Genomic DNA, 25,510 nt, shown 5'->3' on the forward strand with positions numbered 1-25,510 from the left:
GTGCGGGGGCCGCGCCGCCGATGGGGGTGTCGCGACTCAAGCGAAAATGGTCTGAACCTGTCAAGGTCTAGACCAAATTCGGCAGGTAAAACCTTCAACGGAGGATGCTGACGCAGGTGTCGATGCGCGCACTGCAAAATATGGCGCGATGCATGCAACTAGTGAATTACGCCAGGTGGGTCAGGGGTGGGGGGGGGTGAGGGGGCGGGCAGGATCAGCTCTGCACGGCCGCCTGCCCCGTGGAGCCGCGCACCACCAGTTCCGGCTCGAAGAGCAGCTCATCCGTCGGTACCGCGCTGCCCGCGATCTGCAGGGTGAGCATCTCGACGGCGGCGCGGCCCATGGCCTCGATCGGCTGGCGCACGGTGGTCAGCGGGGGCTCGGTGCAGTTCATGAACGCCGAGTCGTCGTAGCCGACCACCGACACGTCGTCCGGGACGGTGAGCCCGCGTCGGCGTGCGGCGCGCACCGCGCCGAGGGCGAGGGGGTCGCTGGCGCAGATGACACCGGTGACGCCCTCGTCGAGCAGCGTCGACGCCGCGGCCTGACCGCCTTCGAGCGAGAACATCGCCCGCGCGACGTGCGCTTCGGGCAGCTCGCCGCCGGAGCGGCTCGCCAGTGCTCGGGCGGCCGCCAGCTTGCGCCGTGAGGGCATGTGGTCGGCGGGGCCGAGTACCAGGCCGATGCGGCGGTGGCCGAGCGAGGAGAGGTGTCGCCACGCCTGCTCGACCGCGACCGCGTCGTCGCAGGACACGGCGGGGAACCCGAGCCGCTCGTAGGCCGCATTGACGAGCACCACCGGGATCCGGGGAGCCGCCAGGCGCTTGTAGTGCTCGTGCTCCGCGTCCGCCTGTGCGTACAGGCCCCCGGCGAACACGACGCCGGAGACCTGCTGTTGCAGGAGCAGTTCCACATAGTCGGCCTCGGAGACGCCGCCCTTGGTCTGGGTGCACAGGAGCGGGGTCAGGCCCTGCTGGGCCAGTGCTCCGCCGATGACCTCGGCGAAGGCGGGGAAGATCGGGTTCTGCAGCTCGGGCAGGACCAGGCCGACCAGGCGGGCCCGTTCGCCGCGCAGCTGCGTCGGGCGTTCGTAGCCCAGTACGTCGAGGGCGGAGAGCACGGACTGGCGGGTCGCCTCGGAGACGCCGGGCTTGTTGTTGAGCACCCGGCTGACCGTGGCCTCGCTGACCCCCACCTTCTGCGCCACTTGAGCAAGTCGTCGCGTCATGCGCGCAAGATTAGGGCAGGGATTGCGTACTGCTTGCGTGAATCGGTGAATCCGGCGGAATGCCGGGGCCTTCCGTCCGCTCCCCGGGGCTTGGCGTCCGCTCACCTCGTTTGACAGCCAAAAACATGGGATGTTCCCATGTCTGTGAAACATGGGATGTTCCCATGGCTGGCGTCTTCGCTCGGAAAACAGCCGGAGATCAGGGGCGCCCTCAGGAGAGAAGGTGCCGACCGATGCCGCTGCGCAGCGCCGCCCGGACCAACCTCGTCGACCTCGTCATCGCCCAGATGGAGAGCCTCATCAGTGACGGCGAGTGGAAGGTCGGCGAGAAGATCCCGGCCGAGCCGCTGCTCGTGGAGCAGCTCGCCGTGGGCCGCAACACCGTCAGGGAAGCGGTCCGCGCACTCGTGCACACCGGCATGCTGGAGCCTCGCCAGGGCGACGGCACCTATGTGCGCGCGGACAGCGACTTCGGCGCGGCCGTGCAGCGCAGGCTGCGCCGTGCGGGCGTCCTGGAGGCGTACGAAGTCCGTGCCTCCCTGGAGCGGGACGCCGCCCGCCATGCCGCGGAGCGCCGTACCGACGAGGACCTCGTGACGCTGCGGGCCGCGCTCGTCGAGCGCAGCCTGGCGTGGGAGAGCGGGAACACGGCGGCGTTCGTCGACGCGGACATGGCCTTCCACCGCACGGTCGCCGACGCGGCGCACAACAGCGTCCTGGCCGAGCTGTACGGATACCTCAGCGACGCCCTGCGCTCCACGGTCCAGTCCGTCATCGGCGCACCCGTCCCGGACTCCGTGCGCCACCAGCTCGAAGGCCATGAGGCGATCGTCGACGCCATCGAGGCGCGGGACGCCGACGCCGCGGAGGCCGCGGTGCTCGCCCACCTCAACGAGGGCATGGCCGCACTCCGCGAGCAGCCACACACCGGCCCCGAAGCCGGGCACGACAGGAACGAATCAGGAGCAGCACATGAGTGAGGCAGCACCGGCGACCGCCGAGGCCGCACCCGAAAGCACCACCGAGGCGCCGCCGGACCCGGCCCCCGCCCCGCCCCCGGCGGCCGGACGCCACGCGCTCCACCTCGCCATCGGCGTCGTGCTGCTCGCCCTCAACCTGCGCCCCGCCCTCGTCGCCGTCTCCCCGCTCGCCGACACCATCCGCGACGACAGCGGCATGTCGGCCGCCGCGACCAGCCTGCTCACCGCGCTCCCGCTGCTCTGCTTCGGCCTGCTCGCACCCGTCGCGCCGCGGCTCGGCCGCCGCCTCGGCATGGAGCGGTCGCTGCTCGGCACCATGGTGCTGATCTGCGCGGGCACGGCCCTGCGCCTGCTCGACTCGGTCGTCGCGCTCTTCGCGGGCACCGTCGTCATCGGCGCGGGCATAGCCGTCGCCAACGTCCTGCTGCCGGGCCTCATCAAGCGCGACTTCCCCGCCAAGGCCGGTCTGATGACGGGCCTCTACTCGATGTCGCTGTTCGGCGGGGCGGCCCTCGCCGCCGGTGTCACGCTGCCCGTGCAGCAGTCCAGCGGCATGAACTGGCGTACCACCCTGGCGTGTTGGGGCGCGCTCGCGGTCGTCGCGCTGCTCGTGTGGCTGCCGCAGATCCGGTCGCGCACCCGGGTCGGCGAGGCGGCGGCACGGCAGGCCGCCCACCCGGTACGCGGACTGTGGCGCTCCCCGCTGGCCTGGCAGGTCACCGCGTACATGGGCCTGCAGTCCCTCAACTACTACGCGGCCGCCGCCTGGCTGCCGACCGTGTTCCAGGACGCGGGCATGGCCCCTGGCGACGCGGGCTGGATGCTCTCCTTCTCCTCGCTGCTCGGCATCGCGGGCTCCTTCCTCGCTCCGGTGATCGTCGGCCGCAGGCTGCGTTCGGGCACCCTGGCCGCGCTCGGCGCCGTCCTCTGCGCGCTCGGCTTCGCGGGGCTGCTCGCCGCGCCGGTCGGCGGCGCCTATCTGTGGATGACGCTGCTCGGCCTCGGCCAGGGCGCGGCCATCAGCCTGGCGCTGCTGTTCATCGTGCAACGGGCCCCCGACGCCCGGCACGTGGCGCAGCTCTCCAGCATGTCCCAGTGCTTCGGCTACATCCTCGCGGCCACCGGCCCCACCCTCCTCGGCGCCGTCCACGACGCCTCGCACAGCTGGACCGTGCCGCTCGTCCTGCTGCTCGTGCTGCTTGTCCCGCAGGTCGTGGCCGGACTGGGCGCCGCACGGGACCGCCATGTGGCGGGCATCGGCTGACGTCAGGTCGGGCAGGATGCACCCGGTGCGGTTCTCCACGGCCCACCGTGTCGGATCGAGAAGGGTGCAACGATGAAGGATTCGGCCCCCGGGCAGCTCGTGATCTCACGGGCGACGCTCGACGACTGGCGAGTGGTGACGGGCTGGGCGGCGGACGAAGGCTGGAACCCCGGCCTCGCCGACGCCCCCTCGTTCCACGCGCAGGACCCCGACGGATTCTTCCTGGGCCGCCTCGACGGCGAACCGGCCTCCGCGATCTCCGTGGTCAACTACGGGGACGACTACGCCTTTCTCGGCCACTACCTGGTCCGCCCCGACCTGCGGGGCCGCGGCCTCGGCCTCGCCACCTGGCAGGCGGGCCTCGCACATGCCGGGAGCCGGGTCGTCGGCCTGGACGGTGTACCGGCCCAGCAGGACAACTACCGCCGCTCCGGCTTTGAGTGGCGGCACGGGACGCTGCGCTACATCGGCCCGCTGCCCGCGGTCGACGTCCCCGACCGGTACGTGCGCCCCGTCGAGGCGGCGGGCCTGCGGGCACTCATGGCGTACGACAGCGCATGCCTGCCCGCGGACCGGCCCCGCTTCCTGGAGTCCTGGCTCGCCGGACCGGGCCACCGCGCGCTCGCCCGCATCGTCGACGGCCGCCTGACCGGGTACGGAGTGATCCGCCGGGGCCGCGACGCCCTCCGTGTCGGGCCGCTCTTCGCGGACACCCGCGCCGACGCCGAGGCGCTCCTCGACGCGCTGGCGGCCGAGGCGGAAGGGGCGCCCGTCGCGATGGACGTGCCCGAGTCCAATCCCGAGGCCGTGGCGCTCGCCGAGGCCCGCGGCATGAAGCCCACCTTCGACACGGCCCGCATGTACACGGGCCCCATCAGGGACTTCGCCGCGGAACGGGTCTTCGGCACCACTTCGCTCGAACTCGGCTAGCCGCGACACGGACGGGCGAAGAGGCGGATGGGCGCACGGAAAAGGCTTGACCTCAAGTTTAGTTGAGGTTCTAACGTTCTCCGTATGAGTATGGAAACGACCGCATGGACGCAGATGTACAGCGTCATGCACGCCCAGCAGGACCGACGCCCCTTCGCCCGGGCCACATTGCGCCGCATCGGCACCTTCGCGCGGCCCCACCGACGACGCATCTGGCAGTTCGTGCTGCTGAGCATCGTCACCGCACTGCTCGCCGTGGCAACACCCGTCCTGGCAGGCAATGTCGTGACCGCCATCGTATCGGGCTCCGACTCCTCGACCGTGGTGCGCTACGCCTTGGTCATCGCCGCGATCGCCCTCGCGGAGGCCGGTATCGGACTGCTGAGCCGCTGGCTGTCGGCGAACCTCGGCGAAGGCCTCATCCTCGATCTGCGCACCGCGGTCTTCGACCACGTCCAGCGCATGCCCGTCGCCTTCTTCACCCGTACCCGCACGGGCGCGCTGGTCAGCCGTCTCAACAACGACGTGGTCGGCGCGCAACGGGCGTTCAGCAACACGCTGTCCGGCGTCGTCGGGAACGTCGTCACGCTGCTCCTGACCCTCGTCGTCATGCTGACGCTCTCCTGGCAGATCACCCTGCTCGCGCTGGTGCTGCTGCCCGTCTTCGTCGTCCCCGCACGCCGGATGGGCACGCGGATGGCCAAGCTCCAGCGTGAGGCGGCCCACCACAACGCCGCCATGGGCACGCGGATGACGGAGCGCTTCTCGGCGCCCGGCGCCACCCTCATCAAGCTCTTCGGCCGACCAGGTGCCGAGTCCGCGGAGTTCGCCGCACGCGCCCACCGGGTGCGGGACATCGGCGTACGCACCGCCATGGCGCAGTCCGCCTTCATCACCGCCCTCACCCTGGTGTCGGCCCTCGCGCTGGCGCTCGTCTACGGCCTCGGGGGGTACTTCGCACTGGAAGGGTCGCTGAAGCCGGGCGCCGTCGTCTCGCTCGCACTGCTCCTCACCCGGCTCTACGCGCCGCTGACCTCCCTGGCCGGTGCGCGGGTCGAGGTGATGAGCGCGCTCGTCAGCTTCGAGCGGGTCTTCGAGGTCCTCGACCTGAAGCCCCTCATCGAGGAGAAGAAGGCCGCGGTGCCGGTGCCCGAAGGGCCCGTCGCCATCGAGTTCGACAACGTCCGGTTCGGCTACCCGGCCGCCGACAAGGTCTCCCTCGCCTCCCTCGAAGAGGTCGCCTCGCTCGACACCCGCGGCGGCGAGGAGGTCCTGCACGGACTCTCCTTCCGCGCCGAGCCCGGACAGACCGTCGCACTCGTCGGCTCCTCCGGAGCGGGCAAGTCGACCATCGCGCAGCTCCTGCCGCGCCTGTACGACACCGACGAGGGAGCCGTGCGCATCGGGGGCGTCGACGTGCGTGACCTGTCCGCCGAGTCCATGCGGGCCACGCTGGGCATGGTCACGCAGGACGGCCACCTCTTCCACGAGTCCGTCCGCGACAACCTGCTCCTCGCCCGGCCCGGCGCGAGCGAGGACGAGCTGTGGGACGTACTGCGGCGGGCCCGCCTCGAAGACCTCGTACGCTCCCTGCCCGACGGCCTGGACACGGTCGTCGGCGAGCGCGGCTACCGCCTCTCCGGCGGTGAGCGCCAGCGGATGACCATCGCGCGGCTGCTCCTCGCGGGACAGCGGGTCGTCATCCTCGACGAGGCGACGGCACACCTCGACAACACCTCCGAGGCCGCGGTCCAGGAAGCCCTGGCGGAGGCGCTCGAAGGCCGTACCGCCGTGGTGATCGCCCACCGGCTCTCCACGGTGCGGTCCGCCGACCAGATCCTCGTCGTCGAGGCCGGACAGATCATCGAACGCGGAACGCACGACGAGCTGCTCGACCTGGACGGACGGTACGCGGAGCTGTACCGGACGCAGTTCGCCAAGGGCAGCGGCCCCGTGGACCCGACGGACGTGGTGGAGGCGGCCTGAACGATCACCCGTGTCCATTCGTCCACCAGGAGTTCATCGGTTCCCCACCATCCGCCCGCCCTCCCGTGAGAGAAACCCTCCATGTGCGATGACGAGCTGATACCACCGAGCGCCGACCTGACCGAGGAACAGTGGCTGAGGGCCGACCCGACGCTGACCGAAGGGCCGGTGGGGGAGCGGGTCAGGGAGATGCGGGCACCGCGGCGCCGGACCGTGCTGGGCGGCGTGGTGGCGGGGGCGGCGGCGCTGACCGTGCTGCAGGGCGGCACGCAGCCCGCGGCGGCCGCCGCCCGCACCGGCAAGTTCCCCCTGCCGACCGGACCGAACCGCTCCGGCGAGTACGCGGTGCTCCTCACCGGCGACGCCGGTACGGGCGACGAAGCACAGCACGCGGTGGCCGCCGCGGCCCGCGAGGTGTGCCGCGCCGAGGGCATCGGCCTCGCGGTCGGCCTCGGCGACAACATCTACGAGAACGGCCCCGAGTCCGCCGACGACTCGGAGTTCCGCACCAAGTTCGAGGACCCCAACTCCGGCCTGGACATGCCGTGGCTGATGGTCCTCGGCAACCACGACTGCTCGGGACTGATCCCGGGCAGCGGCGGCGACCCGTCGCGCGGCGACCGCGAGGTCACCTACGCGCAGGGCTCGCGCCGCTGGTACATGCCGAGCCGCTACTACAACGTCGCCCTGCCCGCCCAGGCCGCGGCGGAGAGCGACCCGGTGGTCGAGTTCTTCGCGATCGACACCAACCCCGTCTCCTCGTACGTCGCGCAACTCGACCCGCACTACTGGTGGAACGGCCCGTACATGCGCGAGCAGCGCAACTGGCTGGACAGCGCCCTCAAGGCGTCGCGGGCCCGCTGGAAGATCGTGCTCGGCCACCACCCGTACCTCAACAACGGCAAGCACGGCAGCGCCGGTTCGTACGACGGCTTCGTCATCGGCAACTACACCAGCGGCATCCACCTCAAGGAGTTGTACGAGGAGGTGGTGTGCGGGCAGGCCGACCTGATCCTGTCCGGGCATGACCACACGCTGCAGATCCTGGAGCCCACCGCCCGCACCGGCGGCACCCGCCAGATCGTGTGCGGCGCCGCGGGCAAGGCCGGAGACGGCAAGGCCCACTTCGGCCACCCGTCGACCTGGCAGAACTTCTCCGAGCACGGCTTCATGGTGCTGAAGGTGTCCGAGCGGGCGATGACGGTCGAGGCGTACACGGTCGACGTCGCCACGCGCAAGGCCCGCCTGGCGCATCGCACGCGTACGGCTGCGCCGCTCAGCAGGGTGTGAGCGGGGCGAGCGGAGCCGGGACCATCAGGCGCGGTCCCGGCTCCGGCGCGGCTCGTCACCCGGCGCGCAGCTCCAGGGCCACCTTCTCCCATTCCTGGAACACGGCCACACTGCCGAACATGGCCTGGATGGACGAGGTGATCTTGCGGCTGGGCTTGCGCAGCTGCTGACTGGCCGAGCTGAACAGCTCGATCACCGGACCGATTTCCTGCACACCGGCCGCGGCGCCCCGCACCACTTCGGCCATCTCGATCACCTGGTCGAACAGCCCTCCCACCTCGTCGGGCCACTCGTCACGAGGAGTGTCCCGCGCCCAGCGCATGAAGGCTCCCAGAGCGTCGGTGGTGACAGCCATCCGCTCGGCGACCCGGTTGGCCGCCTTCTCCAGGTCATCGGCGGGGCCTGCGATGGCCTTGGCGAACCGGTTGATGACGGCCAGGCGGGCACTCATCGGAGCCCCCTGTTGCTGGACGCGCAGCATGTCCTCACCGATCAGCTCGGCCATGGCGGCGAGGTCCAGGAACGCGGCCTCCACCCCCGCCATGTCGTCTGTGATCGCCTCCATTTCCGTCTCGGCCGCGACGGCCAGGTCGAGCAATCCCGGGCGGCCCGGCTCCTGGGTGTCCGAAGCCGCTCCGCCGCTGTCGGCGGTGTCCGGCGTGTGGGACAGCAGGACCTGCGCGGGCAGCATCAGAGGAACGGCTCCGGAGAGGGCCCCCGAGAGCGCTGCCGCAAGTTCCTGACGGGCATCGGCCGCTCCCATTGGCAGGGCCGCGAACTCGATGGTCGGGAGTGCCGGGGAGCCGAAGGGCAGACTGCCGGCCGCACCGAGCTGTACGGCGCACCGGCCGATGGCGTGCCGGATGCCGAGCCCGTAGGCGACCTCGGGACTGCCCCCGGTGAGGTCGGCCACGACGATGTCCTCCTCGATGAGGTGGCGGATCAATTCTTCGGACAGACGGTCGGCGCCTGCCACCTGGTCGGCCCGAATCAGAGTCAGGCCGAACTGCCCGCAGACGGGCCGCACGATCTCCTCGTAGAACAGGTCGGCCTGCTGGGTGGTGTCGGTGGGTGCGAGCGCGAAGCACGTGGGCATGGTGGATCTCCCTTGCAGAGTGCAGGAATGGAGGGGCAGGGGGGGCGAGCGGACCCTAGGCCTGGCGGATCTCGTTCGCCGGTCAGTCGAAGAGCGTCAGCGCCACGCCGTCCTTGAGGTCGTCGTCGTAGACCGGCCGCTCCTCGATGCCGAGCGCTTGCATGAGGTTCACGGTCAGGACCCGGTGACGATGGCCGACGCGGACGGTCTCGCAGGGGAAGGCCCCGTTGCTCACCAGCCGGTAGGCGGTGCCCATGCACATCCCGAACGCCCTGGCGGCGGTCCTGAGGTCCACGCTGACCGGGAGGTCGAAGATCTCCCTGAACGTCAGAGGCGTCTGGTCACGCTCGTTCATGCGCGCCTCCCGGTGTTCCGCAGGGACAGCGCTCCGACCCGACGCCCCCGCCGGAGCCGACCGGTGTCGGTCACCGTGTCCGACAGGTCCCACTCACGCGCCAGGGCCCCGACCCGTACGCCCTCGACCCGGTCTGCCGGAACGGAGACGCGGAGCGGCGCGGACAGGCCGTCGGGCCGTTCGGGACCGGCGAAGTCCGCCTGCCAGAGCCCACCCGGACCGTGGCGCGGAGCCGCGACGACCTCCACGTTCTCGACGGAGACCTCGGCCAGTGCCCGACGTGCCGTGTTCCAGGCGTGGGTGCACGCGGTGCGCAGCAGCACGGAGCCCGGTTCGGCCTCCTCCGGTCCGATCTCCCGCAGTGTTTCGAGGAAGGCCGTGACGGTGTCCGCCTCGACGTCGTCACGGTCGGCACCGAATCGGCGTGCGATCCTGAACACGGTCCGCCGCAGCCCGGGCAGGGCCAGCCACACAGCGGCCAGCGGCCAGCCGTTCCGGTCCGCGTCGTGGCGGGCCAGCGCGACCACCTGGTGCCAGAGCGCGCTCCGGGTCTCGGTGGCACGGGAGCGGTCGTACAGCATCGGGCGCGCCCTGTGGAGGGGGAGCAGGGCGGGCGGTCCGCCGGCCGGGCCGACGGACGTCAGGCCGGGTGCCAAGTCCTCGTCCGCAAAAGCGAGTTCGATGGCACCGAACAGTCCGGATCGAGTGGTCGCCACCATCGTCATCCTCCTGAACATTCGTGAATGCCGGGCTGCTTGTTGCCGTGCCACACGGCGAGGGAGCGCAGGGCGAGATCCTTGCCCGGCAGGGTGTCGCCGCCGCGTTCGATCGACATGAGCAGGCGCAGCACACCGTGCTGCCGGGACTCGACGAGGTGTACGAACAGCTCCTCCACGGAGGATTCCGGCCGTTGCCGCTCCTTGGACCAGCAGGCCCAGGCCAGGAGTTCGTCCCGCATCGAGGGGTAGGACGCGGCCTCGTTGAGCGCCTGCCACACGAGCTCGATGACGACCGATGCCATGTCCTGGCGGGCGAGCAGATGGTCGGCGAACCAGTCGGTGTCACAGGCGACCAGGGCCGGGAACGTGAGGGTGGCCGTCTGCCCCGCGACGCCCTCCGAGCGGGCCCAGGTGAGGAGATGACGCACGATCACCGTTCGCGCCGCGGCGTCGCCTGCCGCGAATCGCTGTCTCAGCGTCTCCGCGACGATCGAGGCCACCGCCGCGTCGGCTGCTTCCTCGCCCCGCGCGTCGACCGCACGGTGGAGTCGGCTCAGTGCGAACTCGGGCCCGGCTCCGCCCATGTCCGACCGGCAGGCGTACGCCACAGCGGTGCGCAGTGCCGGATCCCGCGCCTGGCTCCAGTCCAGGAGGACCTTGCCCGCCCGCGAGCCGATGACCGGGTCCTGTACCGCCGTGCCCAGGGACAGCGCCGCGATCTTGACGGCCGACCGGCGGTTCGACAGTGCGAGCCGTCGTACGAGCCCGAAGGTCCGGCCACCGGTCCGGCGTCCGAGCGCGGCTACGGCCCGACCGGCATGCTCGATCTCCTCCTCGTCCGCACCGGCCCGGCCGAGCCAGTCGTGCAGCAGAGGAAGCAGGTCGGCGCGGTCCCGGCACACGGCATCCCATACGGCCTCGCTCACGGCCGGCCACAGGAAGGCGACGGATCCCGCCCCGCTGCCCTCCTCGCACGGTGCGGCGTGCGCGCCGATGCTGCGCAGAGACCCAGGCCGCCCGAGGCCGTGACCCGGATGGCCCACCGGGTTGGGGAAGGTCTGAGCGGGGTGGTCCGGTTCCGTCGGCGCCGGTCCGGCCGAGGTGAGCAGGTCCGCTGCCCGGTCGACCACCGTGGCACGGTCCAGCCCGCCGTAGACGCAGACCGAGAACAGTTGGGCCAGCAGTTCCGGGTCGCCTTCCGCCCGCACCAGCAGCCGCGCGGCCTCGGCCTGGGCCAGGCAGCTCAGCACTTCGGCACGGCCTCCCGGGATGCCTCCCGGCCGGGCCACGGTCCGGGCCGCTTCCGCCGCGTGGGCGGGAGACAGCCCGGCGGGCAGCAGCTCGGGGAGGAACTCCGGCCCGAGCGGTTCCAACAGGCGTTCACGTTCGCGCCCGTCCGGGCATAGGTCGGCGAAGTGCGCATGGAAGACGTCGGTCGGTTCAGGTGGCTGGTGGCGTACCACCGCGGCCCCCAGGTCGCTCTCCAGGCTGCTGACGAGCCCAGGTGCATCCGGCAGCACGATGACCAGGCGCGCGGCCGCCTCCGCCAGGAGCTCCTCCAGGTTGGACAGGTCCCAGGGCCGCAGCGCGAAAGGGTCTCCCGGATCCATCACGAGATAGCCGTCGGCTCCCTGTGACCGGGGCCGCCAGCGCGTCAGATCCACCGTCCCGTCGACCTGGCCCAGCGAGGGGGCATCGTGCCCGTGGGCCAGCAGGTTGAGCGCCAGGGTGCGGCGCCCCGTCCCCGGTTCGCCCACGAGCAGCAGGACGCCGGAGTCGAGCGCGGCGAGACCCGCCTCGAAGGCGTGCGGCCGGACGAACCGCCGCCGTGACACCTGGAGGTCCTTCGCACGGACCGGCCCCTGGCGCGGCGGGGCCACCTGGCTGCTCCCCTCCAAGGGGAGAGTGGACTGCACGTTCCGCTGGTCGCCGTTGACCGTGCCGGTGTTGACCGTGCCGTTCGGTGCCACCACGAGCGTCGACTGGTTGCGGATCAGCTCGATGAGGTCCAGGGCGACGTTCGGGTCAGACCCCATCGTCCGCTCCCTGCACATGGTCACGGGGCACCGCGATGTCGACCACGTGCTGTCCGCCGCTGACGGAACCGGTGTTGATGATGCCCCGCTCGGCGCTGAGCACCGTGCTGTGCGGCGGCATCGGGGTCTGCGGCCGTGCGACGGAGGTCTCGGCGGGTCCTCGGTGGCCGAGAAGGCTCGACAGCCGAGCGAGATCCTTCGGATCCAGGGTGACACCCGCATGCCGCAGAGCGACGACGATCGTCTGCAGCGGGTCGCCGCCGCCATCCGCGCCCCCACCGTGCACGCTCTGGGCGCTTTCCACCGCGTTCGTTTCGTTTTCCCGCATGTCCCCTCCGAGAGTGTGCCGGTCGGGCCTATGGCAGCCGGCGCTTTTCGTTGTCCAACCGAGATTCCCGTCTTTCCGGGGAGACAAGTGCTCTCGCAGCGCGTACGGATCGTGCGAGTGGACACAATCCGAACAAGCGAACTCGGCAGTGGAAACAGGAATAGGCAGACCGAAACATAATTCGGCCTGCCTATTCCTGCGGGGAAGTGGAGTCGGCTGCGTTTGCCGGAGGGGAGAGACGCCCTCAGATGGCTCGGGCTCCGGGAACCGGACGCCCCAGCGCACCGATCCGGTCACGCAGGAGTTGTGAGATCTCCTTTTTCTCCTGTTCCGTCAACGTGCCGAGAAGCGCGGCGAGTTCGTCCTGCCAATCCGTCCGCGGCGGCTCCAGGAGGCTCTGATGGCTCACCGCCCAGTCGAGCACTTGACTGACCTGATCCGGATGCCTGAGCAGCCAGAGGGCGGCCAGGGACATCGGACCATTGCGCAGGGCCTGCAGGCAGAATTCGTATTCACCCCGACGGTCGGCAGTCCAGGAGTACTTGACCGCGTCGCCCTCCGTCCGGGCCAGGAGGAGTTCTTCGCCCGTCTCCCGGAGCCGTACGTCGAAGACGCGGTAGCTCAGGCCCGCCTCTTCCAGTCTTTGGGGCGCACTCAGATGGTGCATGACCTCCGGAGCCCCGAGGCCCGTGCCCGCCACGTCTTGAGCCTCTGTCAGGAAATGCAGGGCGCTGTTCAGATGCGTCCGGACGGTCTCCCATCCGTACGTGGTTCGCGAGCGAACGACGCGTACCGGATCGTGCACCCACCAGGACACCCGCAAGTCCACTGACTCCGTGCCGTACACCGTGGGGAGCCCCACCGCTCGGGTGTCCACATGCTCGGTCAGGTCGACATGGAAGACCGCGACGTACGTGCCCCAGAGCCGAGGGCGGGGCGCCTCCTCGGGTACGGGGGCGGCTGCCCCGAATTCCTCGGGGTCTCCTCCCCGGCCGAGGAGGAAGTACCGGCCTTCGCCGTCCTTCAGGACCATGGCCCGCTGCCGCGTCGCCGACCAACGATGGCTCAGGATCGCACGCCACGGAGCTTTCGTGGCCCGAACGAGAATCCGTTCGGACAGGTCGTCACTCATACCGTCTCCACCTTCACCGTTCGGTCGTCGAACTCGCCGGAACGGTCAGCGGACCGTCCCGTCTCCCCGGCACGCCATGCTTCGAGTGCCCGCCGGGCCACAGCACGCCCGACCTGGCTTTCCGACGCGTCCCGGTCCACCTCCACGAACAGCCTCAGCACGCCGTGCTCCATGGACCCGGCGAGAGCGGCGAGCAGGTTCTCCGCCGCCCGGGACAGTGCGTCGTCCCACTGGCCCGCGTGGCACCACCGGAGTACGGCCCGGGAGGTCGCGTCGAAGGTGGCGTCGGCGTTCAGGGCCGCGCGGGTCAGAGCAACGATCTCGAGGCCGTTCGCGGTGCCCCCCGTCAGCTCCTTCTGGAACCGGTGCGGTTCCTGTAGCAGTTGGGGGAGAAGGTGCAACGGCTCGGAACCCAGGGCCGGGACAGCCGTCCATGCGGTCAACTGCTCGAACACCCGTCGTTCGTTGCCCGCCCGGAACAGACGAAGGACGGCGGCGCGCACCGCGAGACGGACCGCGTCCTCGTCGGGCCCGTCGGCCACGCCTGTGACGAGTGCCCGCAGCAGACGCAGGGCGAATTCCGGCCGGGACACGCCGAACTCGGCACCACACGCATACGCCACCGTGGTCCGCAGCCGGGGACTGCGGCCCACGCTCCACTCGTTGAGCCGATGGCGCACTTCGGCCACGAGGACGGGATCCTCCGCGGCCAGGCCCAGCGCGTGCGCGGCGATGAGGCGGCTCGTGGCGCGGTCGGCCCCGGCCAGTTTCCTGATGTGCTGCAGGGCGCCCCGCCCTCCGCCCCAACCGGCGGCCATGCCCATCACCTGCCCCACCGGTCGGGTCAACTCGCTGTGCCGGTGGACATCGCCCAGCCATGTCACGAGCAGCTCGGACAGTTGGCCGTACTCGCGCCATACGTGGCGCAGCACCGCCTCGGCCTGGCGGTGCCGGATGAAGGTGACCGGCTCCACCGTGTGGGCGTAGGCGCCGTACGTACGGATCTCCCGCGGTTTCCGCCGGGCCCGCACCGCGTGCAGCAGGTCCGACAGGGAACGGCGGAATACGAAACGGGGTTGGCGCGGTGCTTCCTGCCCGCCGCCCTGCTGCGCGTCGGTCGGCGTCGGCAACGAAGTCAGCCGGCCGTCGGCGATCTCCAGCAGCCGGTCGGCCTCCGCTCGGACAACGCGGTGATCCAGCCCTTCGAAGACGCAGGTGGCCAGGAGGAAAGCGAGACCGTCCGGGTCGTCCCGCAGCCGGTGGAGGAGTTCCGGTACCTCCTGCTCGGCCCGGAAGCTGAGCCGGTCCCGAAGGTCCACGAGCGCGGCGGGATCGCCATCGGCCGCCACTACGGCTGTCACCAGTTCGGCCACTTCAGCGGGCACCAGACCGGGCACCAGCAGTTCCGCAAGGAGGCCGGGTTCCAGGGCTCCCAGCAACCGAGCGCGCTCGGCCCCGTCAGGCACCGAGGCACGGAGACGAGCGTCGAACACCACGCGCGGGAGGGGCGGTTCGCACCGGACGGGCTGTACGTGGAGGTCCTGTTCCAGGTCGCGCAGGAGATACGGGTCATCGGGCAGCACGATCACCATGCGGGCCCCGGCCCGGCCGAGGAGCGACCTGAGATTGCCGAGCATGCCGGGCCTCAGCGGATGGGAGGGGAACAGGCCGTGGACGAGGTAGCCACGTGCGCCGGACTGCGTGGGCCGCCACCGGTCCAGGTCCGTGACGGTGTCCAGGGCCTGCAACGAGTCCGCGTCCCCGCAACTGCGGCGCAGCAGGTTGAGCGCCATCGTGCGGCGCCCCGACCCCGGACCTCCCGCGAGGAAGAGGACGCCGTCCTGCAGCGCGTCGAGCGCTCGGCCGAACTGGTCCGGCTCCGCGAACCCGAAGGCGGCGTCCGCGACTTCGTCCTCCGGGATCGGACCTTCGTGCCTCCAGGTGCGTTCCGCCGCCCGCTCGTCCGCCGAGCCGTCGCCCACCCGCTGGCCGCCGTGGACGGATCCCGCATTGATGTTCCCGTAAGGGGCGTAGAAGACGGGGCGGATTTCTCCCGGAGCCGCCGCCATGGATCCGAGCAGCTCGGCGAACCCGTCTCCCGACTCACCGAACCCGTCTCCAGACCCACCGAACCCGTCTCCAGACTCATCGGATCCGTCTCCAGGCGCACCGAATTCGGGGAGGTCGGCCCTCCCGTCGGTGGTGGTCACGAGTGGCCCTGGTTCTTGTTGCCGTTCACCTGGTCGCCCTGGAATCCCCGGACCCGGCCCGCTTTGTTCCCGCCGACCTGGTCCCCGGCGACGCGGTGGTTGCTGACGCTCTGACCGCCGTGCAGGGTGCCGGTGTTGATGTTTCCGTGCGGAGCCTTGTTCGTCACCCGGCCCGCCTCCGGGCCCTGGTAGGGCTTCTCGGCGGGTCCGCTCTGCGCGGACGCCCCGTCGGCCGCTTCCTCGTGAGCACGGTCTTCTCGCAGGGGGCCGGACGGGAGCGGTACGTAGATCCAGGCTCGCTGAGCGAACGGCTTGCCCTCGACGGTTGCCGGCACCTCGAGGAAGTGGTCGGGGTGGCGTCCTGTGTAACCGCTGGCGACGGCATCCTCGTAGCAGCGGTCCGACAGGATGGCCGCGACGTGGGTGATGTTCTCGTTCGAGGACGCCAGTACAGCCTTGACGGGACGCGAGTCGAGGAGCCGGTGGGTGTCGTTGCGCGCCGTGCCGTTGCCCCCGAACTCGTCCTCGGTGTCGGGCAGCGGACCGATGTGCAGACTGACGCGGAGCCTGATCGGGACGACGCCGAGGGAGTGGATGTTGAACTCCGTCAGGACGTCCTGGAGCGTGCCCAGCCAGGGGTGGATGACGAGAGGCATCAGCTGGGGGTCGAACCCCAGGACGTAGCCGTCGCCGGTGGACGCGGGGAACCTGCGCTCGCTCCACAACTCGGCGAGCCCCGCACGTTCCAGAGAGGTCCTGACCAGGTCGGGCACTGCCCGGCTGACGACCTCGTGCTCAATGGCGGGGCGGCCGGTGAAGTCCTTGGCGTCCACGGCGACGATGCCCCGGTACGGGGGAAGCCGACGGCTCTGGGAGTGGGGGGACGCGGTGGCGGGGGGCAGTTGGGTGCCGTTCTCGTACATCGTCGCTCCTTTGGGACGGAGTGCGCGCCGGGGCGCCGTTCCCATGGAGTTTCACGAAAGCACGGACGGGTTTCCGCTCCCGCGGAGCAGAAGGAGCGTGATGGGCGTCACGCATGCTCATGCGCTGGCGCGGGTCGTGCTCTCGGTGCGCAGGCTGTCCGTGTCGAGCACGTCGATGCAGGTCCTGCCCGCCCGAACCGCCGGGCCCAGCCGCGCCAGCGCCTTCGTGACGGAGTAGCGGCTCACTCCCAGGCGCTGTGCCAGCTCCTCCCTGGTGAGGGCGAACGTGTGCGTGCCCGAGATCTCGACCAGCCGGACCAGGGTCACGGCGAGCCTGTGGTCGATGTCCCCCTCGCGGGTCTCCACCTGCTCGCGTACGCGACTCACCGCGTACGCAGTGAGTTGATCGGCCAGATCGTGCTGTTTGACGAAGTCCCGGAAGGCTGCAGCCGGAACAATCGCAACTTCGCAATCGCTAATTGCTCGAACATCGGCGAGTCGACCTCCGCCGTCCTGGACGGCCATCTCGCCCAGCGCCTCCCCGGGCCCACGGAAGGCGAGCACCCTCTCCTTGCCCTCGGCCTCGGTGATGACGACCTTCACCATGCCCTGGATCAGGGCAAGAACGTGTGTTCCGGGGTCCCCTTGGCGGAGCAGGATGTCACCGGCGCAGTGCTTCCGATGGGGGAAGCGCGTGAGTGCCTCCCATGCCTCGCCCGGTACGAGATCACGCAGGGCCCGCACCGGCGAAACCCGCTTCTGTTCGCTCATGCGATCATGTTAGGGGAGCGTGTTTCGCTCGTTGGGCAGAATCGGATTATTTCCTTCGTGGTGATGTCGAGAACCTGCTGCCCGCTCCGTCCCAGCAGTGAGAGCGACCCCGAGCGCCCACAATGGGACGCACCGGCACCGAGGAGAACACCATGGCCAAGTACCTGCTTCTCAAGCACTACCGCGGAGCTCCGGAGGCGGTCAACTGCGCGCCGATGGACCAGTGGACGCCCGAGGAGATCTCGGCCCACATCAAGTACATGCAGGACTTCGCCGCCCGGCTGGAGGGGACCGGCGAGTTCGTCGACGGGCAGGCGCTCGCCCCCGAAGGGGCGTGGGTCCGGTACGACGGTGAGGGGCGGCCGCCGGTCACCGACGGGCCGTTCGCCGAGACCAAGGACCTCATCGCGGGCTGGATGGTGATCGACGTCGACAGCTACGAGCGCGCCGTCGAGCTGGCCGGGGAGCTGTCGGCCGCCCCCGGCGCGGGCGGCAAGCCGATCCACGAGTGGCTGGAGCTGCGCCCCTTCATGGCCGAGCCGCCCACCATCACGGAGTGACACCGGAAGTGAACGAGGCCCTGCTCCGAAGCCTCACCCCGAGCGTGCTCGGAATCCTCGTCCGCCGCGGAGCCGACTTCGCGGCGGCCGAGGACGCCGTGCAGGACGCCCTGGTCGAGGCGGTCCGCGTCTGGCCGGGCGACATGCCACGGGATCCGAAGGGCTGGCTGGTCACCGTGGCCTGGCGCCGGTTCATCGACGCGACCCGGGCGGAGGCGTCCCGCCGCAGGCGCGAGGACCTGGTCGACGAGGAACCCGCGCCAGGCCCCGCACCCGCCACGGACGACACCCTCCAGCTCTACTTCCTCTGCGCCCACCCGTCGCTGACGCCGTCGTCCGCCGTCGCGCTCACGCTGCGCGCCGTCGGCGGGCTCACCACCCGCCAGATCGCCCAGGCCTACCTGGTGCCCGAGGCGACCATGGCGCAGCGCATCAGCCGGGCCAAGCGCACCGTGTCCGGTGTGCGGTTCGACCGGCCTGGCGACGTCGCCACCGTGCTGCGCGTCCTGTACCTGGTCTTCAACGAGGGCTACTCCGGTGACGTCGACCTCGCCGCCGAGGCCATCCGGCTCGCCCGGCAGCTCGCGGGCGCGATCGACCACCCGGAGGTGGCGGGGCTGCTCGCCCTGATGCTGCTCCACCACGCCAGGCGCGCCGCGCGGACCGCGCCCGACGGGAGCCTGGTGCCGCTCGCCGAGCAGGACCGGAGCCGGTGGGACACCGGGGCGATCGCCGAGGGCATCGGGATCCTGCAGACGGCACTCTCCCGGGACCGGCTCGGCGAGTTCCAGGCCCAGGCGGCCATCGCGGCACTGCACGCCGACGCGCCCACCGCGGAGGAGACCGACTGGGTGCAGATCGTCGAGTGGTACGACGAGCTCGCGGGCCTGACCGACAGCCCGGTCGTCCGGCTGAACCGCGCGGTGGCGGTCGGCGAGGCGGACGGCCCCCGCGCGGGCCTCGCGGCACTGGCGGCGCTGGACGACTCCCTGCCCCGCCACACCGCCGTGGCGGCCTACCTCCATGAGCGCGACGGCGACCTGACGCTGGCGGCGCAGCTCTACGCGGACGCGGCCCAGAAGGCCACGAACCTCGCGGAGCGCGCCCATCTGACGCGCCAGGCCGCCCGGCTCAACGCGCGCCGGGACCAGGGCCCTTCGCAGGTCAGCGGAGGCCGCGGCGCGGACCCTCGGCCTTGATCATGTCCCAGCTGTCCGTGACCATGGAGACCGTGCCCTTGGCCGGGATGTACGCCGACCCCTGGTGCAGGTAGTCCACGAGGAACACCCTCTCGTCCTTCTTGCTCCCGACCAGGAAGGCGATCTGCGGGGACGGGGTGATGAGCGCGGCCGGATCGGTCGTGTGCATGTACTCCTGCACGTCGGCGTTGAAGAAGGTGAGCGTGCCGCCCTTCTCCGTCCGCAGTGCGTAGACCTTCTTGTGGTCCGTCTTGCCCGCCTTGAACTCGGACTTGCCGCCGGGGTTGAGCATCTTGTTCTGCTCCAGCGGGAACTGGGTCATCCACTTCGCGGTCTCGCTCGCGCCGACCTTGTTGCCCAGCTTCTCGTCGGTCGCGTAGAGCGCGACCAGTGCGTCGTCCATCTGGTCAGGGGCGAGGATGCCCTGCTTCTTGCCGGTGTCGGTGACCGGGACCGCGAAGCCGTCGGAGTCCTTGGCGAGCGCGGGCGTCTTGGGGTCCTTCTTGGTGGTCCAGCCGCTCCAGACGGCCTTCCAGTCACCGTCCACCTTGTCGAAGACGACGGTGGCGCGGCTGGTCTTGTCCGAAGTGCCGTTGGCGCCCTTGGTGTCGGCGCGCAGCGCGAACCAGGTCACACCGCTCTTCGCGGACGGGATGACGTATTCGCGATTCACATACTCGAAGGGCTTGCGGCCGTCCGCCCTGTCCTTCGCCGACTGCAGCTTGTCCTGCTTGTAGCCGTTCGCGCTCGTCTCGAAGAGCCCGCCGCCCTCGACGGCGGACAGGATGTGGCTGTCGCGCTTCGCGTTGGCCCGGTTGTTGACCTTCACGTAGTTGTCGACGATTTCCTTCGCCCCGGCCTCGGTGACGACGCCCTTGGGCGCACGGTCGGCGGCGGTCCTCCCGTTGTCGTCCCCGGACTTGCCGTCCCCGTCGGACGAGCAGGCACTGGCGGTGAGCGCGAGCGCGGCCGTGCCCGCGGCCATGAGAAGTGCGGTGCGGTTCGTGCGGTGCGTGAGCATGAGTTCCCCGTTGATCGCAGCGGAAGCCGACGTGCGTGGCGGAACGACACGTTAGCTTTCGCCTTGCAACGGGTTCCGTTCAGGGTGGGGTCAGCGCAGTTGGCGCAGGAAGACGTCGGGCGCGCTGTTGGTGTCGCCGGGTACGAGGTTGCCCGCCGGGGAGTCGAACACCACCGCGCCGCCGTCGTCGGTGACCCCGGTCCGCCGTCCCGGCCTGGTGTCCTCGGACACCGGCTCGCTCTCGACGCTGACGAGACGCACCTCGCCGGTCACCATGTCGCGCAGGAAGACGTCGGCGCTGCTGTCGTCGCCGTCGGGGGTGAGGTTGGCCGCGGCGGAGGTGAACGCCGCGTAGCGCCCGTTCCCGCTCAGCGAGACGTCGTCGCTGTCCCCGTCGGCAGGGGTGCCGTCCTGGGCGGCGCTGACCAGCCGCATGCGCTGCGTCTCGCGGTCGTAGCGGAAGACGTTGTGCGCACCGGTCGGTACCGGCCCCTCGGGGCGGAGCACCCTGGAGGCCGAAGTGAACGCCACGAAGCGGGCGTTGCCGCTGAGGGCCGCTCCCCAGGACGGGGTCTTGCGGTTGTAGCCGTGCGGGGTGCTGATGAGCTCCGTGGTGCCCTTCTCGCGGTCGCGCAGGAAGACGTCCGTCGCGGACGCATGGTCCTCCACGCCCGCCAGGTCGGCGGTGTTGGAGGTGAAGGCGAGGTACCGGCCGCCGGAGCCGCCCGCGAACGCCGGTTCGAACGCGTCCCCTTCGCCGTGTCCGCCCGCGTTCGTGAGCTGCGCCAGCTCCGTCTTCTTCGTCTTCCGGTCGTACAGAAAGACGTCGTCCCGCTTGTTGGCGTCCCCCGCCACGAGATCCTCCGCGCCCGAGGCGTACGCGACGTGGCGGCCGTCCCCGCTGACCACCGGGCCGTACGTCAGACGGCCGCGCAGCCCGTCGTAGGACGCGCCCGTGGGGCTGATGCGCTGGGTCCTGCCGGTGCGGCGGTCGTGCAGGAAGACGTCGTCGAGATCGTTGGGGTCGCCGCTCACGAGGTCGTCGGCCGTGGAGGTGAAGACCACGTACCGCCCGTCGGGGCTGAGGGAGACCTCCCGTACGACGCCGTGGCTCGCCTTCCCGTTGCTCTTGACGCTGACGCGTTCCGTCCTTCCGGTACGCATGTCCCGGACGAAGGCGTCGGGCGTGCCGTTGGTGTCGTTCTCGACCAGGTTGCGCGACTCCGAGACGAACGCGACGTACCGGCCGTCGGCGCTGATGGAGGGGTTGGTGGACGCGGCATTGCTCTGGGCGCCGCCCATGCCGACGCTCACGCGGTCGGTGCGGGGCGCGGAGGCGGTGGTGGAGCCGGTGGCCGAGGCTCCGGTGGGTGACAGGCCGGTGGCGGCGCAGAGTGCGGCGAGCGCGGTGCAGGCGGCGGCTGTCATGCGCCGGCGAACGGTCATCGGTTCCTCCTGCTGTGCGGGCTCGAGGAGCTGGGAGTGCCGGAGAGGGGGGATGCCGGAGAAGGGGAGACAACACCGTGAAACCCCGGGGGTCAATGCGTCGCGTGCCGTCCACGGTGCGGATGCGTCGGTTGCATCAGTGGGGAAGCGCGCTCCGGCTGTGCTTTTGTGCCGTACTCGTGGCGAGGGGGCAACCATTGGTGCCGTCCGCGATCGGCAGCCGCACGTGGGCTTTCCCGTCCCCCCTTCTGAATGCTGACAAATATGTGCATCTGCGACACGGCTCACTCCGGAAGTAATCGTGTGGAGGGCATGAAACGCCACTCCTGAGAGGCGCCGGGAGGCGCCTCCGACAGGGAGGAAAGACCATGCACAGCACACACACCCGCCGGGCCGCCGTGGCGGCCACCGCGGCCCTCGCACTGCCTGTTTCGTTGGGACTGCTCGCCCCGGTCGCGCATGCCGATGGCATGTCCGAGCCGTTCGGCCCGGCGTGTGCGAGCGTCCCCAAGGACGGTGCCGGCAGCTTCGACGGGATGGCTTCCGAGCCGGTCGCCACCGCGGCATCGAACAACCCGGCGCTGTCCACGCTCGTGACGGCCGTCAAGAAGGCCGGACTCGTCGACACGCTCAACAACACCAAGGACGCGACGGTGTTCGCGCCGACGAACGACGCGTTCGCCAAGATCCCCAAGGCCGACCTGGACAAGGTCCTGGCCGACAAGGCCCAGCTCACCAAGATCCTCACCTACCACGTCGTCGGTGAGAAGGTCGCGCCCGACCAGCTCTCCAAGGGGGAGTTCAAGACGCTGGAGGGAGGCATGCTCACCACCGCCGGATCGGGCGAGAAGTTCAAGGTGAACGACTCCGCCAACATCGTGTGCGGCAACGTGCAGACGTCCAACGCCACGGTGTACATCATCGACTCGGTCCTCATGCCGAAGAAGTGAGGCGTGCGCAGATGCGCGGCAGTGCCACGTACGACCCACCCGGCAGCCCGGACGATGTCGCGGACCGGTCCGCGGATCCGGAGCTGACGTGGCGCACACTCGGGCTGGGGACGATGGCGTCGCTGCTCGTGGTGTCCCTGCGGCGCCGGGGCAGCCAGAGCTTCGTCGCCCGGTGCCAGTGGCCGCGCTTCCACCCGTTGAACGAGCGGCTGAACGTGGTCCGGCACCATCCGCTGATCATGGTGGAGTCCACGCGCCAGCTGGCCGTGGCGCTGCAACGCCACCACTTGTCCGGAGTGCGGGTACCGCTGGAGCCGGTGTCCGTGGCCCTGGGAGTGCATCCACAGGCGCAGCCGCTGGAGCGCGGTGACGCCACTGACGTGGTCGTCCGGGTCGGTGTGAGCGACCAGGCGGTGCACGCCGGTGTGCTCACCGCCTTCCGCCTCACCGCCGAGTACCAGCACCGGGGCATGCCGTTCGCCACGTGCACCGTTCGTTGCGCCCGGCCGCCGGACCCCGGGGCGTCCCGTCGGCAGGACGTTCCGCGGTCGGCGCTGCTGCATCCGCCACCGGCCGCGGTGGGCGCGGCTGCCGACCCCGACGTGCTCCTCGCGCGGGCACCTCAGGGGCGGGTGCTGATCGTCCCGCGCGACCCGGGTCACCCGGTCCTGCTCGCGGGCCGTCCGGCGAGGCTGCCCGCGTCGGCCGTTCTGGAGGCGGGGCGGCAGGCGGCCCTGCTGAGCTGCGGGATGACGCCCGCGGCGGTGGCCGGACTCCGTGCCGACGTGCGGGAGCCGGTGCCGGCGAGCGGGGCCCTGGTCGAAGTCGCGGCCGAACCGGGTGGATGCCGGTTCGTCGTCATGGCCGACGGCCGCGTCGCGGCCACGGGCGGGGTCACGTTCCTGACGCCATGACCTGACGATGCATCCACGCAGCCTCGTCCACCGGAAGGGATCGTGACGGATGACCTCGGCTCGAACACATGGTGCCGACCGAGTGACCGGACCCCCGGGCCACCACCGACTGGGCGGTCGACGTAAGGAGACCGGCATGAAATTGCAGGATGAACTGCCTCTGGACCACCATCTCGCAGGCGTCTACCGCTACGGCGCCGCGTTCTGCGGCGTGGTCCTGCTCGTCTTCGGTTGCCTGGGCCTTGCCGACGCGCTGAAACCGTTCGGCACGAACGGGAACGTGGCCGGTCTCGACACCAACACGGCCCTGAGCATCATCTCGCTGACCGTGGGGACGGCACTCGTGGTCGGCGGAATCGTGGGCGGGACCTTCGCCTCCGGCCTGAACATGACCGTGGGGACGCTCTTCCTGCTCAGCGGCTTCTACCACCTCTTCACCCTGGACCGTCCGGCGAACTTCCTGGACTTCGGGATGCCCAACGTGGTGTTCAGCTTCGTGGTCGGCCTGATGATCCTGACGTTCGGGATGTACGGGCGGGTGTCCAGCAAGCTGTCCCACGACAATCCGTTCTGGCGCCGCCGCCATCCCGAGCAGGCTGCCCGCGAAGACATGCGGCGCGTCGCCGCGCAGGCCGAACTGACGGTCCCTGAGCGGAGCAACGAGTCGGCATCGAGGCGATGAGAGTGCGCCTCCGCCATGAGACGTGAACGATTCCCCGGGACGGGACCTGAACGATGTCCCGGGCGGCGTGCACCGGGCCCGTCGTCACGAGTGCAGACGGGCGAGTGTCCCCGCTTCGCCTGCATCCTCGAAGGCGTGACGCAGACGGAGGAGGCCGCGCCGGGCGTGGCTCTTGACCGTCCCCAGGGGCCAGCCGGTGAGCACGGCGATCTGGGGCTGCGTGAGGTCGCCGTAGAACGCCAGCCGCAGGACCTGACGCTGGGGTTCCGGCAGGCAGCTCAGCTCGTGCTCGACGATCACTTGGTCGAGTACGTCGTCCAAGGGGGAAGCGGTGCCTGCACCCGATGCGAGCTCGGAGCCTCCGGCATCGACGAGAGCGGCCCGGCGGGCACGCGCGGCCAGCGCGTCGGCCACCTTGCGCCGGGTGATCCCGACGAGCCAGCCCGCCAGAGTCCCCCTGTCCGGACAGAACCCGCTCCGCCCGCGCCAGGCGCCGATGAAGACCTGCTGCGTCACGTCATCGGCCTCGCAGGCGTCGCCGAGGGAGGTGCGGGCGATGCCGTGCACCAGCGCTCCCCAGCGGTGGTAGACGGCGGCCAGACAGTCCTCGTCCCCTGCCATGAATCCGGCGATCAGGTCGTTCTCGGCCCGGGCGGTGCGGTGGTCCGGTCCGTGAGCGGGCCCCGGCTGGCTGGCAGGCATCGCGATGGCTCCCTCAGTCAGTGGGTGAGCCCCGAGACCGATCCTTCGCGCTGATGGGCAGAGAAGCAACGCGCATCGATTGTGCGTCGAATCAGAGGCGGCATGAACGATTCAGCAGCCACGGCGGGGGACCCCACACCACCTCAGGCGGCAACGACCTCGGGCGCCGTCGCGCGCCGCCTGGGTATCTCGCCGACGACGCTGCGGAGCTGGGACCGCCGCTACGGTCTGGGTCCCGCGGTCCGTCCGCAGGGGCGTCACCGGCGGTGGGCGCCCCAGGACATCGCCATGCTGGAACACATGTGCAGGCTCACGGCGAGAGGCATCCCGCCCGCGCAGGCCGCACGCCGCGCCAAGAACTCCCGGGCGGTGACACCCGACGGTGCGGCGGACCTTCCTGCCCGCTACCGCAACGCCAGCACCGCGCTGCCGCTGGGGCACGTGCGTCAGGAGTGCCGGGGTCTGGCGCGTGCCGCGGTCCGGCTGGATGCGCACGAGGTGCAGGGCAGGCTGAATGCGCTGGTCGGCGAGCACGGTCTCGTACCCGTGTGGGAGGAGGTGATGGTGCCCACGCTGCGGGCGGTGGGACGCAAGTGGGAGCTGTCGGACGACCGTTATGTGGAGGTCGAGCACCTGCTGTCCTGGCACATCTCGACCACGCTGCGCAGTGTCCCGCTGCTGCGGCCGTGCACCGTGCCGCTGGTGGACAGGTCTCCGGTGCTGCTGGCCTGCATGGCAGATGAGCAGCACACGCTGCCTCTGGAGGCGCTCAATGCTGCCCTGGGTGA

At 70.6% G+C, this 25,510-nt stretch carries 24 protein-coding genes; 11 read left to right on the forward strand and 13 right to left on the reverse strand.

The window, feature by feature from the left end; all coding sequences use genetic code 11:
• Positions 1-214 precede the first annotated feature (214 nt).
• Positions 215-1,228 (reverse strand): LacI family DNA-binding transcriptional regulator, encoded by a 1,014-nt coding sequence (locus ABZV77_RS23600; protein ID WP_356260092.1) that lies wholly within the window; start codon positions 1,226-1,228, stop codon positions 215-217.
• Between the two features lie 233 nt (positions 1,229-1,461).
• Here ABZV77_RS23600 and ABZV77_RS23605 point away from each other — a divergent pair, with 233 nt between their 5' ends.
• The 5 genes from ABZV77_RS23605 (at position 1,462) to ABZV77_RS23625 (ending at position 7,678) form a co-directional block, all read left to right on the forward strand.
• Positions 1,462-2,208 (forward strand): FadR/GntR family transcriptional regulator, encoded by a 747-nt coding sequence (locus ABZV77_RS23605; RefSeq protein ID WP_356260095.1) that lies wholly within the window; start codon positions 1,462-1,464, stop codon positions 2,206-2,208.
• The gene (locus tag ABZV77_RS23610; protein WP_356260098.1) at positions 2,201-3,472 is read left to right on the forward strand and encodes an MFS transporter; all 1,272 of its coding nucleotides are present in this window, start codon (positions 2,201-2,203) and stop codon (positions 3,470-3,472) included. The genes ABZV77_RS23605 and ABZV77_RS23610 overlap by 8 nt, the downstream gene beginning before the upstream one ends.
• Before the next feature lie 72 nt (positions 3,473-3,544).
• Positions 3,545-4,402, forward strand: coding sequence for a GNAT family N-acetyltransferase (locus tag ABZV77_RS23615; protein ID WP_356260101.1), 858 nt, complete (start codon positions 3,545-3,547; stop codon positions 4,400-4,402).
• Between the two features lie 84 nt (positions 4,403-4,486).
• Positions 4,487-6,388: an ABC transporter ATP-binding protein gene (locus tag ABZV77_RS23620; protein ID WP_356260104.1), complete on the forward strand. Its 1,902-nt coding sequence runs from the start codon at positions 4,487-4,489 to the stop codon at positions 6,386-6,388.
• 81 nt (positions 6,389-6,469) lie between these two features.
• Positions 6,470-7,678 carry a metallophosphoesterase gene (locus ABZV77_RS23625; protein WP_356260107.1) on the forward strand — a complete coding sequence of 403 codons (1,209 nt, stop codon included), beginning with the start codon at positions 6,470-6,472 and terminating at the stop codon, positions 7,676-7,678.
• A 55-nt stretch (positions 7,679-7,733) separates the two neighbouring features.
• Here the strand turns inward: ABZV77_RS23625 and ABZV77_RS23630 are convergent, their stop codons facing one another.
• The 9 genes from ABZV77_RS23630 to ABZV77_RS23670 form a co-directional block, all read right to left on the reverse strand.
• On the reverse strand, positions 7,734-8,774 hold the full coding sequence (locus ABZV77_RS23630) for a hypothetical protein (protein WP_356260110.1): 1,041 nt from the start codon (positions 8,772-8,774) through the stop codon (positions 7,734-7,736).
• Between the two features lie 82 nt (positions 8,775-8,856).
• Positions 8,857-9,129, reverse strand: coding sequence for a DNA-binding protein (locus tag ABZV77_RS23635; RefSeq protein WP_356260113.1), 273 nt, complete (start codon positions 9,127-9,129; stop codon positions 8,857-8,859).
• Positions 9,126-9,848, reverse strand: coding sequence for a PqqD family protein (locus ABZV77_RS23640; RefSeq protein ID WP_356260115.1), 723 nt, complete (start codon positions 9,846-9,848; stop codon positions 9,126-9,128). Before ABZV77_RS23640 ends, ABZV77_RS23635 begins: the two co-directional genes overlap by 4 nt.
• A 2-nt stretch (positions 9,849-9,850) precedes the next feature.
• Positions 9,851-11,884, reverse strand: a complete 2,034-nt coding sequence (locus ABZV77_RS23645; RefSeq protein ID WP_356260118.1) for a hypothetical protein — start codon at positions 11,882-11,884, stop codon at positions 9,851-9,853.
• Positions 11,874-12,212, reverse strand: a complete 339-nt coding sequence (locus ABZV77_RS23650; RefSeq protein ID WP_356260120.1) for a hypothetical protein — start codon at positions 12,210-12,212, stop codon at positions 11,874-11,876. Before ABZV77_RS23650 ends, ABZV77_RS23645 begins: the two co-directional genes overlap by 11 nt.
• Before the next feature lie 244 nt (positions 12,213-12,456).
• The gene (locus ABZV77_RS23655; RefSeq protein ID WP_356260123.1) at positions 12,457-13,344 is read right to left on the reverse strand and encodes a hypothetical protein; all 888 of its coding nucleotides are present in this window, start codon (positions 13,342-13,344) and stop codon (positions 12,457-12,459) included.
• Positions 13,341-15,413: a hypothetical protein gene (locus tag ABZV77_RS23660; protein ID WP_356260126.1), complete on the reverse strand. Its 2,073-nt coding sequence runs from the start codon at positions 15,411-15,413 to the stop codon at positions 13,341-13,343. Before ABZV77_RS23660 ends, ABZV77_RS23655 begins: the two co-directional genes overlap by 4 nt.
• Positions 15,414-15,550: 137 nt before the next feature.
• Positions 15,551-16,477 carry a hypothetical protein gene (locus ABZV77_RS23665; RefSeq protein ID WP_356260129.1) on the reverse strand — a complete coding sequence of 309 codons (927 nt, stop codon included), beginning with the start codon at positions 16,475-16,477 and terminating at the stop codon, positions 15,551-15,553.
• Positions 16,478-16,594: 117 nt separating this feature from the next.
• The gene (locus ABZV77_RS23670) at positions 16,595-17,248 is read right to left on the reverse strand and encodes a Crp/Fnr family transcriptional regulator (RefSeq protein ID WP_356260132.1); all 654 of its coding nucleotides are present in this window, start codon (positions 17,246-17,248) and stop codon (positions 16,595-16,597) included.
• Between the two features lie 152 nt (positions 17,249-17,400).
• Here ABZV77_RS23670 and ABZV77_RS23675 point away from each other — a divergent pair, with 152 nt between their 5' ends.
• Together ABZV77_RS23675 and ABZV77_RS23680 are read left to right on the forward strand one after the other, a co-directional pair.
• The gene (locus ABZV77_RS23675) at positions 17,401-17,808 is read left to right on the forward strand and encodes a YciI family protein (protein WP_356260135.1); all 408 of its coding nucleotides are present in this window, start codon (positions 17,401-17,403) and stop codon (positions 17,806-17,808) included.
• An 8-nt stretch (positions 17,809-17,816) separates the two neighbouring features.
• Positions 17,817-19,007, forward strand: a complete 1,191-nt coding sequence (locus tag ABZV77_RS23680; protein WP_356260239.1) for a DUF6596 domain-containing protein — start codon at positions 17,817-17,819, stop codon at positions 19,005-19,007.
• Here ABZV77_RS23680 and ABZV77_RS23685 read toward each other — a convergent pair.
• Positions 18,973-20,028: a nuclear transport factor 2 family protein gene (locus ABZV77_RS23685; RefSeq protein WP_356260138.1), complete on the reverse strand. Its 1,056-nt coding sequence runs from the start codon at positions 20,026-20,028 to the stop codon at positions 18,973-18,975. The genes ABZV77_RS23680 and ABZV77_RS23685 overlap by 35 nt on opposite strands.
• Positions 20,029-20,118: 90 nt before the next feature.
• On the reverse strand, positions 20,119-21,474 hold the full coding sequence (locus ABZV77_RS23690) for a hypothetical protein (RefSeq protein ID WP_356260141.1): 1,356 nt from the start codon (positions 21,472-21,474) through the stop codon (positions 20,119-20,121).
• A gap of 368 nt (positions 21,475-21,842) precedes the next feature.
• Between ABZV77_RS23690 and ABZV77_RS23695 the strand changes: the two genes are divergently transcribed.
• The 3 genes from ABZV77_RS23695 to ABZV77_RS23705 all read left to right on the forward strand — a co-directional run bounded on the left by ABZV77_RS23695 (position 21,843) and on the right by ABZV77_RS23705 (position 24,020).
• Positions 21,843-22,424: a fasciclin domain-containing protein gene (locus ABZV77_RS23695; protein ID WP_356260143.1), complete on the forward strand. Its 582-nt coding sequence runs from the start codon at positions 21,843-21,845 to the stop codon at positions 22,422-22,424.
• An 11-nt stretch (positions 22,425-22,435) separates the two neighbouring features.
• A complete protein-coding gene (locus tag ABZV77_RS23700) occupies positions 22,436-23,338 on the forward strand; it encodes an AfsA-related hotdog domain-containing protein (protein WP_356260146.1) in 903 nt (300 codons plus the stop codon).
• 136 nt (positions 23,339-23,474) lie between these two features.
• On the forward strand, positions 23,475-24,020 hold the full coding sequence (locus tag ABZV77_RS23705) for a DUF4383 domain-containing protein (RefSeq protein WP_356260149.1): 546 nt from the start codon (positions 23,475-23,477) through the stop codon (positions 24,018-24,020).
• 84 nt (positions 24,021-24,104) lie between these two features.
• Here the strand turns inward: ABZV77_RS23705 and ABZV77_RS23710 are convergent, their stop codons facing one another.
• Complete coding sequence (locus ABZV77_RS23710) at positions 24,105-24,722, reverse strand: sigma-70 family RNA polymerase sigma factor (RefSeq protein ID WP_356260152.1); 618 nt, start codon at positions 24,720-24,722, stop codon at positions 24,105-24,107.
• A gap of 102 nt (positions 24,723-24,824) precedes the next feature.
• Here ABZV77_RS23710 and ABZV77_RS23715 point away from each other — a divergent pair.
• Positions 24,825-25,510 (forward strand): MerR family transcriptional regulator (locus tag ABZV77_RS23715; RefSeq protein ID WP_356260154.1); only part of this gene is annotated, 686 nt, incomplete at its 3' end.

This window comes from Streptomyces sp. NPDC004732 (assembly GCF_040609235.1).
GTDB lineage: Bacteria > Actinomycetota > Actinomycetes > Streptomycetales > Streptomycetaceae > Streptomyces.

Excerpts from the sequence above, each read along its gene's own strand:
- ABZV77_RS23690 (WP_356260141.1), bottom strand. The coding sequence starts at position 21,474 with ATGACCGTTCGCCGGCGCATGACAGCCGCCGCCTGCACCGCGCTCGCC.
- ABZV77_RS23700 (WP_356260146.1), top strand. The coding sequence starts at position 22,436 with ATGCGCGGCAGTGCCACGTACGACCCACCCGGCAGCCCGGACGATGTC.
- ABZV77_RS23620 (WP_356260104.1), top strand. The coding sequence starts at position 4,487 with ATGAGTATGGAAACGACCGCATGGACGCAGATGTACAGCGTCATGCAC.
- ABZV77_RS23605 (WP_356260095.1), top strand. The coding sequence starts at position 1,462 with ATGCCGCTGCGCAGCGCCGCCCGGACCAACCTCGTCGACCTCGTCATC.
- ABZV77_RS23665 (WP_356260129.1), bottom strand. The coding sequence starts at position 16,477 with ATGTACGAGAACGGCACCCAACTGCCCCCCGCCACCGCGTCCCCCCAC.
- ABZV77_RS23600 (WP_356260092.1), bottom strand. The coding sequence starts at position 1,228 with ATGACGCGACGACTTGCTCAAGTGGCGCAGAAGGTGGGGGTCAGCGAG.
- ABZV77_RS23610 (WP_356260098.1), top strand. The coding sequence starts at position 2,201 with ATGAGTGAGGCAGCACCGGCGACCGCCGAGGCCGCACCCGAAAGCACC.
- ABZV77_RS23670 (WP_356260132.1), bottom strand. The coding sequence starts at position 17,248 with ATGAGCGAACAGAAGCGGGTTTCGCCGGTGCGGGCCCTGCGTGATCTC.
- ABZV77_RS23710 (WP_356260152.1), bottom strand. The coding sequence starts at position 24,722 with ATGCCTGCCAGCCAGCCGGGGCCCGCTCACGGACCGGACCACCGCACC.
- ABZV77_RS23650 (WP_356260120.1), bottom strand. The coding sequence starts at position 12,212 with ATGCGGGAAAACGAAACGAACGCGGTGGAAAGCGCCCAGAGCGTGCAC.
- ABZV77_RS23685 (WP_356260138.1), bottom strand. The coding sequence starts at position 20,028 with ATGCTCACGCACCGCACGAACCGCACCGCACTTCTCATGGCCGCGGGC.
- ABZV77_RS23705 (WP_356260149.1), top strand. The coding sequence starts at position 23,475 with ATGAAATTGCAGGATGAACTGCCTCTGGACCACCATCTCGCAGGCGTC.
- ABZV77_RS23655 (WP_356260123.1), bottom strand. The coding sequence starts at position 13,344 with ATGAGTGACGACCTGTCCGAACGGATTCTCGTTCGGGCCACGAAAGCT.
- ABZV77_RS23675 (WP_356260135.1), top strand. The coding sequence starts at position 17,401 with ATGGCCAAGTACCTGCTTCTCAAGCACTACCGCGGAGCTCCGGAGGCG.
- ABZV77_RS23645 (WP_356260118.1), bottom strand. The coding sequence starts at position 11,884 with ATGGGGTCTGACCCGAACGTCGCCCTGGACCTCATCGAGCTGATCCGC.
- ABZV77_RS23635 (WP_356260113.1), bottom strand. The coding sequence starts at position 9,129 with ATGAACGAGCGTGACCAGACGCCTCTGACGTTCAGGGAGATCTTCGAC.
- ABZV77_RS23630 (WP_356260110.1), bottom strand. The coding sequence starts at position 8,774 with ATGCCCACGTGCTTCGCGCTCGCACCCACCGACACCACCCAGCAGGCC.
- ABZV77_RS23625 (WP_356260107.1), top strand. The coding sequence starts at position 6,470 with ATGTGCGATGACGAGCTGATACCACCGAGCGCCGACCTGACCGAGGAA.
- ABZV77_RS23615 (WP_356260101.1), top strand. The coding sequence starts at position 3,545 with ATGAAGGATTCGGCCCCCGGGCAGCTCGTGATCTCACGGGCGACGCTC.
- ABZV77_RS23640 (WP_356260115.1), bottom strand. The coding sequence starts at position 9,848 with ATGGTGGCGACCACTCGATCCGGACTGTTCGGTGCCATCGAACTCGCT.
- ABZV77_RS23660 (WP_356260126.1), bottom strand. The coding sequence starts at position 15,413 with ATGGCGGCGGCTCCGGGAGAAATCCGCCCCGTCTTCTACGCCCCTTAC.
- ABZV77_RS23695 (WP_356260143.1), top strand. The coding sequence starts at position 21,843 with ATGCACAGCACACACACCCGCCGGGCCGCCGTGGCGGCCACCGCGGCC.